Genomic DNA, 13,297 nt, shown 5'->3' with positions numbered 1-13,297 from the left:
CGTTTTAGATTTGTAATTTTACGATTAAATTCACGAGAACTAAGCTAAACTCTGGGGAGTTATCTTAGCATGCTAATTATAAGGAGGGTGCATTGGAATCAAACCTTGGGTCAGATCTCGCACGATTAGTTCGTGTCTGGCGTGCGTTAATCGACGATCGGCTGAAGCCATTGGAGCTGACGCAAACGCATTGGGTTACCTTGCATAACATCAATATCTTACCGCCTGAGCAGTCTCAGATTCAATTGGCAAAAGCTATCGGTATTGAACAGCCGTCGCTGGTGCGAACCTTGGATCAGTTGGAAGAGAAAAGGCTGATAACGCGTCAAACCTGCGCCAGCGATCGCCGTGCGAAGCGCATTAAACTCACGGAAGAAGCGGCACCAATCATTAATCAGATGGAAACGGTGATTGATGATACCCGCAAAGAGATCCTCTCAGGGATGTCTTCTACCGATATTAATTTGCTGTTAGAAATGTTGGCAAGATTAGAAAAAAACATTGCTTCTCTACAAAACAAACCATAACGACAGCAAGCATTAGAACCACATCGATGGCCATGCGTTTACCGTGATTTAATCTTCGATTTGTTTTTAAGCAAGACCGTAGCCAGGAAAAAAATCGGAACCCCTGCAGGCAGGGATTCCGATTTTTTTATGCCCGTAACAAGGTCACGAGCGAGGGGAGATTAAACGCCCGGAGAAACGGTGATGGTGCTGCCGCTGGTCGCCATGCTGACGCGCTGGCCAACATAGTATTTGGTGCTGCTGTCAACTTTCTGCACGACCTGGATGGTGTTGCCATCATCTTTACGGATCTGCAGTTCAACACCGTTTGCACGGTTCAGGCCATTAGTGACTGCGTTACCCGCAACCGCACCGGCCACTGCACCACCGGCTGTCGCCAGGCTGCGCCCTGCACCGCGACCAATGGTGTTACCCAGGAAACCACCCAATACGGCTCCACCGATAGCGCCTATCACGTTGTTTTGGTCATCACCCTGAATCTGCACTGGGCGAACAGACACCAAGGTACCGTAAGAAATGTTTTGAACCTGCTTCGCCTGTGAGGATGAGTAGACATTGCCTGACAGTGAGTCGCTTACGCAACCGGCGAGAGTGGAACCCATCAGAGCGACGATGAGAATACGCTTAATCATAAAAAGCTCCTGTTTATAGTCACGTCCCCGCAGTTCAGCGAGTCGACGTTTGAAATCGGGACACAGTTCAACATCATTGTAGATAGTGTCAGCTACTATCATAACTCAAACTGGTGATTATCTTATAGACGCGCTTATCAACTAATAATAAACGTTGGTTTATTTTTGCGAGATTAGCAAAAAAATACGCGACCAAAACCCTTTCTTTGTGACAGCCTGTTTAATTAACCTTTATCCTTCGGGATTTTTGCGGGAGTTCATAAGATGCTAACCAAGAAGTCAGGCCGTTACATCGGCGTTATGTCAGGCACCAGTCTGGATGGAGTTGACGTCGTGTTGGCGGCGATCGATGAACGCATGGTGGCCCAGCAGGCCAGCTACTCGCATCCTATCCCGCCGGACATTAAAGAGGCGGTACTCGGCATGTGCCAGGGACAGGCGGTGACGCTTTCACAGGTCGGCGAATTGGATGCCCGTCTGGGACGTCTTTTCGCCGAGGCGGTGCTGGGATTGCTCGACAAGGCAGGGATCGACGCCGAAGAGGTGACCGCCATCGGCTGCCACGGGCAAACCGTGTGGCATCAGCCGAAAGGCGACACGCCGTTCTCCATGCAGCTGGGTGACAATAATCGCATTGCCGCGATGACCGGCATTACCACCATCGGCGATTTTCGTCGTCGTGATATGGCATGGGGCGGGCAGGGCGCGCCGCTGGTGCCCGCCTTCCATCAGGCACTGCTCGCGCATCCCACCGAACGCCGGATGATCCTTAATATCGGCGGTATTGCCAACCTTTCGCTGTTGCTGCCCGGCCAGCCTATTCGCGGCTATGATACCGGTCCGGGCAATATGCTGATGGACGCCTGGATCTGGCAGCAGCGCGCGCTGCCCTACGACAAAGACGCCGCGTTCGCGAGTGAAGGGCGAGTGGATTTGATGTTGTTACAGCACATGCTCTCCGACGCCTATTTTGCCGAACCTGCGCCAAAGAGCACCGGCCGCGAATATTTTAATCTGGCGTGGCTCGAGCGACAGCTGGCGAGTGCGCATCCGCTGGCGGCGGAGGACGTGCAGGCGACGCTGGCCGAACTGACGGCCACCAGTATTTCCGAACAGGTTCAGCTGGCGGGCGGCTGCGACCGGCTGCTGGTGTGTGGCGGCGGGGCGAGAAATCCGTTGGTGATGGCGCGTCTGTCGGCGATGCTGCCCGGCACCGAGGTTAGCCCTACTGACGCATTTGGCGTGAGCGGTGATGACATGGAGGCGTTAGCCTTTGCGTGGCTGGCGTTTCGCACGCTTTCGGGACAGCCGGGCAATCTGCCTTCTGTGACTGGTGCGAGCCGCGAAACGGTGCTCGGTGCGATTTATCCGGTTTTTTCCAACGTTGTACGTGAATAGACTAGAGTGGTTAGCACGGGCAAAAATCAGGAAAATCAAAATGAAAAAAGCCATTCTCGTCGGACTAACCAGCGTTGTACTGGCCGGTTGCAGTCAGTTTAGCCATCAACCGGCCTCCGACGCCGCTCCCGACAGCGTTCAACTGCATTATGAATGCGGCACGACGCCGCTTAGCGTAACGCTTTACAAACCGGCACGGCAGGTCAGTTTAATTCTCGACGGGATTCAGCTGCATCTGCCGCAGGTAGAAGCGGCGTCCGGTACGCGCTACAGCCTACACGTTCTGGTCCAAAGGTAACGCAGCATTAGTCCAGCGCGGCGATGACGTGATCATCGACGATTGTGTCATCGTTCCTGCGAACTAGGCGCGACAGCGTGCCTGTTCACCCCGGCCACTTACCTGAGTCAGCGTCCGGAAATGCTTTCACTTGCCGCGTTGCTGTAATCCCGATTACTTGGGGATAGAGCATTGTTATCTTTTAAAGTGTGGCGCAAAATAAACCCATCCCACTACTGACTAAATGTTGAACCTATATGGCTGAAAATAATGAGTTTGACGTTGCCGATCTGCGACGTGAATATACCCGAGGTGGTTTGCGCCGCAAAGATTTGACGGCAGAGCCGATGGCGCTGTTCGAGCACTGGTTAAGACAGGCCTGCGAGGCAAAACTTCCGGATCCGACCGCAATGTGCGTCGCTACCGTGGACGAAAATGGTCAGCCTTTCCAACGTATCGTCTTGCTCAAACACTACGATGAGCATGGCATGGTGTTCTTCACTAACCTGGGCAGCCGCAAGGCACAGCAGCTGGCGCTGAATCCGCGTATCAGCCTGCTTTTTCCGTGGCACATGCTTGACCGTCAGGTCATCGTGCTGGGGCAGGCCGAACGTTTACCGACGCTGGAGGTGATGAAATACTTCACCAGCCGTCCGAAAGACAGCCAGATCGGGGCCTGGGTCTCCCAGCAATCGACGCGTATCTCTGCCCGCGGCGTGCTGGAAAGCAAGTTCCTCGAGCTGAAGCAGAAATTCAGCAATGGCGAAGTCCCGTTGCCAAGCTTCTGGGGCGGATTCCGCGTGAAATTCGATTCGATGGAGTTCTGGCAGGGCGGCGAACATCGCCTGCATGACCGCTTCATTTATCAGCGCGAGACGGCATCTGAAGGCAATGCGCCGGGAACTGGTTGGAAAATAGACCGACTCGCGCCTTAAGCCGCTAAAAGTTGTCTGAAAACCTAGCGCTCGTCCCTCGGGCGCTTTATTCTATACCCCTTACAAACTCCCTGTGCCTTAATGGTCAGTCTTTGTAATCCCAGATTTCGCAAACGCGTGGACGAGGGTGTCGGCGCGTTTTTTGCATGAATAATCCCGATAAACAATTTTCCAGAATTGATGGAGTTTTTGATGGCAAGCAGCAACTTGATTCAACAATTGCAGGAGCGGGGGCTTATCGCCCAGGTTACGGACGAAAATGCGTTAGCAGAGCGACTGGCGCAAGGGCCAATTGCACTGTATTGCGGTTTCGATCCTACCGCCGATAGCCTGCACTTGGGCCATCTGGTGCCTTTGCTGTGCCTGAAACGCTTCCAGTTGGACGGCCACAAGCCTGTTGCTCTGGTCGGTGGCGCAACCGGCCTCATCGGTGACCCGAGCTTCAAGGCGACCGAACGTAAGCTGAATACCAACGAAACCGTAAACGAATGGGTTGAAAAAATCCGTCATCAGGTTTCCCCGTTCCTTGACTTCAACTGCGGTGAGAACAGTGCGGTCACTGCCAATAACTACGATTGGTTCGGCGGCATGAACGTGCTGACCTTCCTGCGTGACATCGGCAAGCACTTCTCAGTTAACCAGATGATTAACAAGGAAGCGGTTAAGCAGCGTCTGAATCGTGACGACAGCGGTATCTCCTTTACCGAATTTTCTTACAACCTGCTACAGGGTTACGATTTCTCTTCTCTGTACGACCTGCACAAGGTTGAGCTACAGATTGGGGGTTCTGACCAGTGGGGTAACATCACCTCGGGTATCGACCTGACGCGTCGTCTGCACCAGAAGCAGGTGTTTGGTCTGACCGTTCCATTGATCACCAAATCAGACGGGACCAAGTTCGGTAAAACCGAAGGCGGCGCCGTGTGGCTGGATCCGAAGAAAACCAGCCCTTACAAATTCTACCAGTTCTGGATCAATACCGCGGATGCCGACGTTTATCGTTTCCTGAAATTCTTCACCTTCATGAGCATTGAAGAAATTAATGCGCTGGAAGAAGAAGACAAAAATAGCGGTACCGCACCGCGTGCACAGTACGTGCTTGCCGAGCAGGTTACCGGTATGGTTCACGGCGAAGAAGGCCTGGCCGCAGCGCGTCGCATCACTGCCAGCCTGTTCTCCGGCGCATTAAGCGACATGAGCGAAGCCGACTTCGCCCAGCTGGCGCAAGACGGTATGCCAAGCATCGAGCTGGAAGGTGATGTTGATTTGCAGCAGGCGCTGGTTAACGCCGAGCTGGAACCTTCACGCGGCCGCGCACGTACCGCTATTTCGTCTAATGCGGTGATGGTCAACGGCGAGAAGCAGGCCGATCCTGAATACAAATTCAGCGACAGCGACCGCCTCTTTGGCCGTTATACGCTGCTGCGTCGCGGCAAGAAGAACTACTGCCTGGCAGTCTGGAAATAAACCGAACCGCCGACGGGACGCTCCAGGCCTGCCGTCGGCAATCTCATTGACCCGTTGCGCCATCTCGCTGATGACGTTGGCATCGGACTCTCATGAAAAATATTCTCTCGATTCAATCCCATACCGTTTTCGGTCACGCAGGCAACAGCGCGGCAGAATTTCCTATGCGTCGTATGGGCGCAAACGTTTGGCCGCTGAATACCGTCCAGTTTTCAAATCATACCCAATATGGCCACTGGACCGGCTGCGTGATGCCCGCCAGCCATCTTACCGATATCGCACGCGGTATTGCCGAGATTGACCGTCTTAAGGACTGTGACGCCGTGCTGAGTGGCTACATTGGTTCGGCGGAGCAGGGCGAGCATATCCTGCAAATCGTTAAGCAGGTCAAAGCGGCGAATCCAGAAGCCTGGTACTTCTGCGATCCGGTGATGGGGCATCCTGAGAAGGGGTGCATCGTTGCACCGGGCGTGGCTGAGTTCCACTGCAAACAGGCGCTGGTTAACTGCGATATTATCGCACCAAACCTGCTGGAGCTGGAAATGCTGAGCGGGAGCACGGTCAATAACGTCGAAGACGCGGTGAGAGCGGCGCGTGAGCTTATTGCCAAAGGACCCAAAGTGGTGCTTATCAAACACCTTAGCCGTGCCGGTTATCAGAGCGATCGTTTCGAAATGCTGCTGGTGACCGCAGAGGCGGCGTGGCATATCCACCGTCCGCTGGTGGATTTCGGCGCGCGTCAACCGGTGGGCGTAGGCGATTTGACCAGCGGATTACTGCTGGTGGACTTGCTTAAAGGCCAACAGCTTGACCAGGCGCTAGAGCACGTGACGGCGGCCGTTTACGAGGTTATGCTGGCCACTCATTCAATGGGTGAATACGAGCTACAGGTCGTGGCAGCGCAGGACAAGATTGTGCATCCGACCCACCATTTCCCTGCCGTTAAGCTTTGATATTATTAGGTTCCCCCGGCTCAGGGGGAACCGATTTCTATTATTTCAGTCCCTCGGCCACCAGCGCCGCATCCACCGCCGGCCTGGCCGCGACTCGCTCAATGTAGCTGTTCAAATCGGGCAGTGAAGAGAGGTCAAACTTCAGCGCCTTGGCCCATCTCATCATGGTAAACAGATACGCATCCGCCACGCTAAAACGGTTGCCTAGCAGGAACTGTTTGTCCTTCAATGAAGTATTCAGGTAGGCCAGCTTTTTATGCAGCGCCTCGCGGGTCATGAATTTGTATTCGTCGGGGGTTTTGGGATTAAACAGCGGGCTAATACTGCGGTGAATTTCGGTCGCAATATAGTTCAACCATTCCAGCGCATGATAGCGGGCCAGAGAGCCAAATTCCGGCAAAAGCTGTCGGTCGGGTTTCTGGTCAGCAATGTATTGCACCACCACAGCACCTTCGGTGAGCACCGTTCCGTCATCCAGGACCAGCGTTGGCACCTGGCCTTTGGGATTGATGTGATAGAAATCTTCGCCCTGCTCGGTCTTTTTTGTCACTAAATCGACTTTAACGATAGTGAAATCAAGACCGGCTTCACGCAGGACAATGTGTGGAGAAAGTGAACAGGCACCCGCTTTATAATAAAGTTTCATACAAACCCCGAGTTATCAGATGGTATGCCAGGAACTATATCGTCGTCTGGTTGCAGCTGTTCACATTATAATCTATCTGCTGAATGTATTGAGATAATTGACGATAGCTTCTTCAACTTCTGCGGGGGCAGGCAACATTGGCGCACGCAGTTCGTTTTGCATCAGGCCATCCAATGAGAGCGCAAACTTGATAGATGCCGGGTTTGGCGCGGCAAACATCAGGCGAATAAGTGGCATCAGCTGGAAGAAGTTCTCGCGTGCGGCGGCAAGGTCACAGGCCTGAACCTGTTTGACAAGCGCCACGAATTTCTCTGGGAACAGGTGAGACGAAGCGGCGATAGCGCCGTTTCCGCCCATGCACAGGGTGGCCAGAATCTGCCCGTCTTCGCCACACAGCACGTCCAACTCGCCGTCGGCAATCAGGGAATAGGTCAAATCGGTGCTGCCGCCGCAGTCTTTCACTGCCACGATGCGTGGATGCTTGGCCAGACGACGCAGGGTTTCCAGCTCGAGATGAATACCGCTGCGATAAGGTACGTTGTACACCACGATTGGCACGCTTGAGCTGTCGGCAAGCTGAGTGAAGAACGCCTCCAGAGCAGCCTGAGAAGGGCGGATATAGTAAGGTGCAGGCAGCAAAATACCGGCAATTGGACGCTCGGTAATGGCTTTCTGCATTGCCACAATGCTGGGCATGTGGGTGCCAGAAAGGCCCATCATCACTTTATTACCCGGCACGACGGTCAGCACGGCGTCGAGGACTTGCAGCTGTTCTTCTTTGCTGAGCATCGGCGCTTCGCCGGTGGTGCCACACACCACAACGCCGTCAATGCCTCTGTCCATAACGTGCTGGCACAGTGCGGTCAGCGCGGGAAAATCAATTTCACCCTGATTGAAAGGCGTAACCAGTGGAACCCAAATACCTGAAAATATTGACATAATTTATACGCCTGACGCAGAGGTCATCCAAAAAATTGTAGGAAAGGCTTTCACAAACCAAATAAAAACGTGCTGCTTTTCAGCTTACAAACAGTCTGCGGTAAAAAGGCGGCGTCGGCTAATGGAATGATTTAATAAGGCCGCCAGCATTATTTATCTGGCTAATGGCATATGCCGAAGCACAGATCAGGGTTTGGGAGAGGTATTGGAGTATTTTTCACGGAATTCACGGCGATAGGCCCGGGATTTCCGTCGTCCTTTTAACCACAGGAAGGTACAGACCAGACATACTCCGCCCGAGAACACCAGATTTCGCATATCGCGGTCGTAGAAGTAAACCAGCACGCAGTCGAGCGCGGCGACGATGGCGAACCATTTATGCACGTGTGAGAGCTTGCGGGTCTCGGCGTTGAGCCGCTTCAGTTGGCGTCCTTCATCCAGGACTTTACGTTTTTCCATGGAGGCATTCCTGGTGAATTCAAGATTGAATCAAATATAACAAAACGAATAAGCAAATACTGGGCCGCATTTAAAAATATCAGCATTTTTTGTTAAAAATGTGCGGTCTCTTACATCAAGAACCGCCGGGGGAAGGGCAGCGATAAAAAAAGGGGGGGAACGTCGCCGTTCCCCCCCTTTTCTATCTCTGAGTTATCAGACTAATTCGATAACGTCGAAGTTCGCTTCAGCGCTGACGTCGGCATCGTAATCAACGCCTTTCAGACCGAAACCGAACAGACGCAGGAATTCGTCTTTGTAACCTTGATAGTCGGTCAGCTCATAGATGTTGTCATCAGTCAGCTGAGACCAGATAACGCCGCAGGTCTTCTGCACTTCGTCGCGCAGTTCCCAGTCGTCCAGACGCAGACGATTTTTGTCGTCGGTGTCAGGCACGGAGTTATTGTACAGTTTGGTCGCGAACAGACGTTGGATCTGCTCGATAGTGCCTTCGTGGATGCCTTGCTCTTTCATGATTTTGAAAGAGATAGCAATATACAGAGGCATTACTGGAATAGCGGCAGAAGCCTGGGTCACCACGGATTTCAGCACCGCAACGTTCGCAGAACCCCCCTTGGCTTTCAGTCGGGTGTCGATAGCCTGAGCTGCGCGATCGAGGTCTTCTTTCGCTTTGCCCAGCGTACCGTGCCAGTAAATTGGCCAGGTCAGCTCGGTGCCGATGTAAGAGTAGGCCACAGACTTGGCACCGTCGGCCAATACGCCTGCGTCTTCCAGCGCGTTCATCCACAGTTCCCAGTCCTGACCGCCCATCACCTTGATGGTATCGGCAATTTCCTGCTCGTTTGCAGGTTCAACAACGGCGGTCACCAGCTTGTCTTTGTTGGTGTCCAGCGCGGTTGATTCGTACGGCTCGCCGATAGGTTTCAGCGCAGAACGCACCAGTTCGCCTGAATCAGGTAATTTACGCACTGGAGAGGCCAGTGAGTAAACCACCAGGTCGATTTGACCCAGGTCTTCTTTGATAAGTTTAATGACGGTATCGCGGCATTCGTTGGAGAATGCATCACCGTTGATGCTTTTAGAATACAAGCCTTCTTCTTTAGCGGCTTTATCGAAAGCGGCAGAGTTGTACCAGCCGGCTGAACCCGTTTTGCTTTCGCTGCCCGGTTTTTCGAAGAACACCCCAATGGTGGCAGCATCTGCACCAAACGCGGCGTTAATTCTTGAGGCAAGCCCATAACCAGTGGAGGCACCAATGACCAGGACGCGTTTTGGTCCGTCTTTCAGTTTGCCCTGCGCTTTCACGTATGCAATTTGCTCACGCACGTTGGCCTCACAGCCGATTGGGTGAGTGGTCGTACAGATAAATCCACGAATTTTAGGTTTGATAATCATGACAAGGCTTATCTTGTTAGTTATTGATGGACGGTAATATTACCTTATTTTCTCGACAAGCTTAACACTCTGCTTTTGTCTCAGAGTAAATTGTCGGAATTTAATTATAGCTAAGGCTGTGAAATGAGAAACAAAAGGACAAGGATTAATCGCTTTTGCCACCGGTGCGGCGGGGGATGCCGCACCGGCGTTCTCCCCCTGATGACGCATAAATCGTCTAAGGGGAGAGTTGAAAAGCAGATTACGTCGAGAAATTATGCGCGAGAGGTGGAAACTCCCGCCTGTTGCTGATGTTTCTCATCGGAGTCGCGATCCAGTGTCATGCGGTGCAGTTTTGATGCAGTCACCAGCATCAGCAGTGCAATCACGCCGGTCACCAGGCCGATTTGCATAAACACGTGGCTATAGATAGCCAGAGACGCATGTGCATCGGTGATGTTGCCTGGAACGGCGGTCAGCGCCGCCACTTTACCGGCAATGATTGCCGCCGCCGCGGTGGTCAGATACCAGGAGCCCATGATGAAGCCCATCAGACGCTGAGGGACCAACTGTGCGACCATAGCCAGACCTAGACCAGAAATCATCAGCTCGCCGATACTCTGCAGCGCGTAGCTCAGCACCAGCCAGTTAACGGAAACGATACCCGCATCGCTGGCGAAGGTTGCGCCCCAAGGCAGCACCAGGAACGCCAGTGAACACAGCACCATCCCAATAGCAAATTTGTGCGGCATAGGCATACGGTCACCCAGCTTGGCATAAAGAGTCGCCAGAATCGGGCTCGCTACCATGATCCAGAATGGGTTCAGCGCCTGATACTGCTCTGGCTGGAAGTCGATACCCAGCAGATGGTTGTTCACGTTATGGATGGCGAAGAAGTTCAGCGAGGTTGGCATCTGGGCATACAGCACGAAGAACACGATAGCCTGCAGCATCAGAATGAAGGCGACCATCATCTTGCGACGGGCGATGCCCTTCAGTGCGAAGGTCTCTTTACCGAAGATGCAAACGATGCCAATAGCCACTACTAGCAGTGCCCAACGCGCGATGCTCTGATTATGCAGCAGGAAGCTTGAAACGGCGATCAGCGCAACCACGCCTACCACAACCATCAGCAGTTTACCCAGGTGCATCGGCTGGAAGTCAGGCTTGGAGCCGTGGTTTTTCACCCAATGACGGCAGAACATGAAGTTCACCAGGGTGATAAGCATCCCGACCACGCTCAGAGAGAACGCGACGCTCCAGCCGTACTTCGCGGCTAACCATGGCGTTGCCAGCATGGAGAAGAATGAACCGATATTGACTGACATGTAGTACATGGTGAACGCGCCATCGAGACGCGGGTCATCTTTGGCATAGCAAGTAGACAGCAAAGAGGATGGATTTGCTTTAAACAAGCCACTGCCGACGGCGATAGTCGCCATACCCATGTAAACCCAGAAAATATCGTGACCGGAGTAGGCAACCTGAGCATAGCCCAGTGCCAGCACCAAGGCGCCGAGAACGATGACGCGTTTGGACCCGAGCACTTTGTCGCCCAGCCAGCCGCCGATGGCAACGAAGCCATAGACCAGTGCACTGAAAGACGAGAACAGGGTGATAGAAGCTGATTCACTCAGGCCAAGCATCTTGACCAGGTAAACCGCCATAATTCCCTGCAGGCCGTAGTAACCAAATCTTTCCCATAATTCGATGGAGAAAATAAGGTAGAACGAGCGAGGCTGTTTGAAGGCGTTCATGCTGACGCTTTCTTGGGTTGGTGTTGAGTTTGTTTTAGACACTAATACCTCTTTTTATCTCTTCCTGTTTCTAGGACAGGCATTACAAATGTCGTGCGGGCAAGCACGCTTTGCATAGTTATAGGATGTGTGACGGCGGGTAATGTTCACTATCTTTCGTATTCAGGCAAGCTTTTTGTCATATCCTGTTACAGTTATACTTCGCCCCCTGATTAAACTCTGTTCGAATTGTTACGCAGGATTAAAGTTTATGTTTAATAAAATTGTTGAATTTATATCCTGACTAATAATCAATCATTTATAACGAGGGTTTAAAAGCTGGATCACAGTGTAATATCAGATTTATGAAGGCACTTTATCGGATTAAACTGAGAGTAAACTCTGTTTTTAGAATATTTTGCAGGATTTTATAAATAAGTAAACTCTGTGATTTTGCAAGCGTTTTTTGGGTGACGATTGTAATGTGATATTCGTCACTTTTTAACACTAAATTTTAGATAGGAATTAAGCCAAGTATCAGTTGAGGAGGTAGGGAGCGAGAGGGATGACTAGAAAACGGTCATTGCAGAGAGAGATCCCCTGCAATAACCACGATAACAGTTGGCTTAGGCTGGACGAGATTCGCCCAGCGTCTGGATGAGTCTATTCAACCAGTTAAACAGCGCGCTGCTCAATAAAACGTCTAAAATTTGCGGGTAGCTATACCCCGCATTGACCAGTGGCTGGATGGCTGAGGCATCAAATTTTTCCGGTGCCTGGGTTAAGGTTTTAACGGATTTAACCAGCGGGTCAATCGACGACTGAGCCACATTTTTCACCTCATTGTCCTGGAACAGGCTGTCGATATGCGCGGTCTCTCCGCCGCAGTCGAGATAATAGCGGCCGTGGATACCGGCACAGAACAGGCAGCCGTTAATGCGCGAAGTGGCAGCGGCAGCCCACTCTTTAAGCGCCGATTTTTCATCGCCATGCTGTTGCATAATGTGCGTTGTCACCGCAGACAGCGCGTCAAGGGTGGCGGAATCCTGCAACAGCAGGCGATAAAACGAGGATTCACGTGCGTCGGGGGCGCAGAAGTCGAGCACATCCAGCTGTTCTTTGCTGGCTTTATGCAGATCGACCTCCGGCAAAAATGCGTGCCAGCTGCGCAGCTGCAGGGAGAACCCGCGCTGGTCGTTATCTTCTGGCCGTGGGAAACCAGGCAATACCGTTGCCGGACGGCCTGCCAGCGCATTAACCACCGCCAGCAGTCGAGCCTGAAAACTCACGAAGCCAATCAGCTGTGAGAACAGCACAATATCCTGCGGACTCAGACCCACGTCGGCGAGCTGCTTAAGCATCGCAGAATTAATCAGCGTCGGTTGAGTGGCGAGCAGTCTGGCGTATTGGGCGAGATGAGTCTGACGAATGTTGCTTTCACGAGAGGCGTCGGGACAGTTGAGCGGGGCAAGGCGTGCGGCATAATGGCTACAGAGCGGCTGAATGCCGGTAACCTGCGCCACGGTCAATGCGCTGCTGAGTCTGTCGTACAGTGAGAGCGTCTGAAAGCGTGAGAGTGAGACACTTTTAGGAAACAGCTTGTTGTAACAGGTTTGAGCCGCAAACAATAAACCGTTGCGCTGAGTCAGCAAGCGGCGCAGTGAGGGCTCTATCTTTTGTTCAAGACCTAAGAGAATGCTGTCAGGTTCAGTTTGACAGGGATCCAATGGTGTATGCCGCTGCTGGCTGGATTGGGTTTCGTGATACCAACCATCGATAGCGGCCCGGCGCTGTTGTTCCATGATCGAGTCCTTTGCGAGGGCAATTTCAGACTCTATCCTTGCCGATCGTTCACGCCATATAAAATACTGTTAAGTGATAAATCATAGCTAAAAGGAATAGTAAAATAAAAAAAGGCAGATAAAACCGACTATGCCTCGTCGGCTCTAGCTCG

At 52.4% G+C, this 13,297-nt stretch carries 12 protein-coding genes and 1 pseudogene; 6 read left to right on the top strand and 7 right to left on the bottom strand.

Annotation, left to right across the window (positions count from 1 at the left end; genetic code table 11):
- Positions 1-92: 92 nt before the first annotated feature.
- On the top strand, positions 93-527 hold the full coding sequence (slyA, locus tag O1V65_RS10625; protein WP_017492940.1) for a transcriptional regulator SlyA: 435 nt from the start codon (positions 93-95) through the stop codon (positions 525-527).
- Positions 528-688: 161 nt separating this feature from the next.
- On the opposite strand, the gene O1V65_RS10620 is transcribed toward slyA, so the two are convergent.
- Positions 689-1,159: an outer membrane lipoprotein gene (locus O1V65_RS10620; protein ID WP_017492941.1), complete on the bottom strand. Its 471-nt coding sequence runs from the start codon at positions 1,157-1,159 to the stop codon at positions 689-691.
- Between the two features lie 264 nt (positions 1,160-1,423).
- On the opposite strand from O1V65_RS10620, the gene anmK reads away from it, so the two are divergent.
- From anmK to pdxY, 5 genes and pseudogenes are all read left to right on the top strand, one after another.
- Positions 1,424-2,557 carry an anhydro-N-acetylmuramic acid kinase gene (anmK, locus tag O1V65_RS10615; protein WP_017492942.1) on the top strand — a complete coding sequence of 378 codons (1,134 nt, stop codon included), beginning with the start codon at positions 1,424-1,426 and terminating at the stop codon, positions 2,555-2,557.
- Between the two features lie 40 nt (positions 2,558-2,597).
- Positions 2,598-2,922 (top strand): annotated as a pseudogene (locus tag O1V65_RS10610) (MliC family protein).
- A 169-nt stretch (positions 2,923-3,091) separates the two neighbouring features.
- Positions 3,092-3,769 carry a pyridoxamine 5'-phosphate oxidase gene (gene pdxH, locus O1V65_RS10605; RefSeq protein ID WP_017492944.1) on the top strand — a complete coding sequence of 226 codons (678 nt, stop codon included), beginning with the start codon at positions 3,092-3,094 and terminating at the stop codon, positions 3,767-3,769.
- Between the two features lie 192 nt (positions 3,770-3,961).
- Positions 3,962-5,236, top strand: a complete 1,275-nt coding sequence (tyrS, locus tag O1V65_RS10600; RefSeq protein ID WP_017492945.1) for a tyrosine--tRNA ligase — start codon at positions 3,962-3,964, stop codon at positions 5,234-5,236.
- 92 nt (positions 5,237-5,328) lie between these two features.
- Positions 5,329-6,189 (top strand): pyridoxal kinase PdxY, encoded by an 861-nt coding sequence (pdxY, locus tag O1V65_RS10595; RefSeq protein WP_017492946.1) that lies wholly within the window; start codon positions 5,329-5,331, stop codon positions 6,187-6,189.
- Positions 6,190-6,229: 40 nt separating this feature from the next.
- Here pdxY and gstA read toward each other — a convergent pair whose 3' ends face one another.
- The 6 genes from gstA to O1V65_RS10565 form a co-directional block, all read right to left on the bottom strand.
- The gene (gene gstA, locus O1V65_RS10590) at positions 6,230-6,835 is read right to left on the bottom strand and encodes a glutathione transferase GstA (RefSeq protein WP_017492947.1); all 606 of its coding nucleotides are present in this window, start codon (positions 6,833-6,835) and stop codon (positions 6,230-6,232) included.
- 72 nt (positions 6,836-6,907) lie between these two features.
- Complete coding sequence (gene dapA / locus O1V65_RS10585) at positions 6,908-7,774, bottom strand: 4-hydroxy-tetrahydrodipicolinate synthase (protein ID WP_269130485.1); 867 nt, start codon at positions 7,772-7,774, stop codon at positions 6,908-6,910.
- Positions 7,775-7,960: 186 nt separating this feature from the next.
- Positions 7,961-8,233 (bottom strand): hypothetical protein, encoded by a 273-nt coding sequence (locus O1V65_RS10580; RefSeq protein ID WP_017492949.1) that lies wholly within the window; start codon positions 8,231-8,233, stop codon positions 7,961-7,963.
- A 195-nt stretch (positions 8,234-8,428) separates the two neighbouring features.
- Positions 8,429-9,628: an enoyl-ACP reductase FabV gene (gene fabV / locus O1V65_RS10575; protein WP_017492950.1), complete on the bottom strand. Its 1,200-nt coding sequence runs from the start codon at positions 9,626-9,628 to the stop codon at positions 8,429-8,431.
- Positions 9,629-9,882: 254 nt separating this feature from the next.
- A complete protein-coding gene (dtpA, locus tag O1V65_RS10570; RefSeq protein WP_227956055.1) occupies positions 9,883-11,406 on the bottom strand; it encodes a dipeptide/tripeptide permease DtpA in 1,524 nt (507 codons plus the stop codon).
- Between the two features lie 563 nt (positions 11,407-11,969).
- Entirely contained in the window at positions 11,970-13,145 is a 1,176-nt protein-coding gene (locus O1V65_RS10565; RefSeq protein ID WP_084912654.1) for a CMD domain-containing protein, read from the bottom strand.
- Positions 13,146-13,297: the final 152 nt, after the last annotated feature.

It is taken from the genome of Rouxiella badensis, assembly GCF_026967515.2.
Lineage (GTDB): Bacteria > Pseudomonadota > Gammaproteobacteria > Enterobacterales > Enterobacteriaceae > Rouxiella > Rouxiella badensis.
Note: the sequence above shows the minus strand (reverse complement) of the source record. Positions and strands in the feature narration are given on the sequence as shown.

Excerpts from the sequence above, each read along its gene's own strand:
- O1V65_RS10620 (WP_017492941.1), bottom strand. The coding sequence starts at position 1,159 with ATGATTAAGCGTATTCTCATCGTCGCTCTGATGGGTTCCACTCTCGCC.
- anmK (WP_017492942.1), top strand. The coding sequence starts at position 1,424 with ATGCTAACCAAGAAGTCAGGCCGTTACATCGGCGTTATGTCAGGCACC.
- pdxH (WP_017492944.1), top strand. The coding sequence starts at position 3,092 with ATGGCTGAAAATAATGAGTTTGACGTTGCCGATCTGCGACGTGAATAT.
- tyrS (WP_017492945.1), top strand. The coding sequence starts at position 3,962 with ATGGCAAGCAGCAACTTGATTCAACAATTGCAGGAGCGGGGGCTTATC.
- pdxY (WP_017492946.1), top strand. The coding sequence starts at position 5,329 with ATGAAAAATATTCTCTCGATTCAATCCCATACCGTTTTCGGTCACGCA.
- gstA (WP_017492947.1), bottom strand. The coding sequence starts at position 6,835 with ATGAAACTTTATTATAAAGCGGGTGCCTGTTCACTTTCTCCACACATT.
- dapA (WP_269130485.1), bottom strand. The coding sequence starts at position 7,774 with ATGTCAATATTTTCAGGTATTTGGGTTCCACTGGTTACGCCTTTCAAT.
- O1V65_RS10580 (WP_017492949.1), bottom strand. The coding sequence starts at position 8,233 with ATGGAAAAACGTAAAGTCCTGGATGAAGGACGCCAACTGAAGCGGCTC.
- fabV (WP_017492950.1), bottom strand. The coding sequence starts at position 9,628 with ATGATTATCAAACCTAAAATTCGTGGATTTATCTGTACGACCACTCAC.
- O1V65_RS10565 (WP_084912654.1), bottom strand. The coding sequence starts at position 13,145 with ATGGAACAACAGCGCCGGGCCGCTATCGATGGTTGGTATCACGAAACC.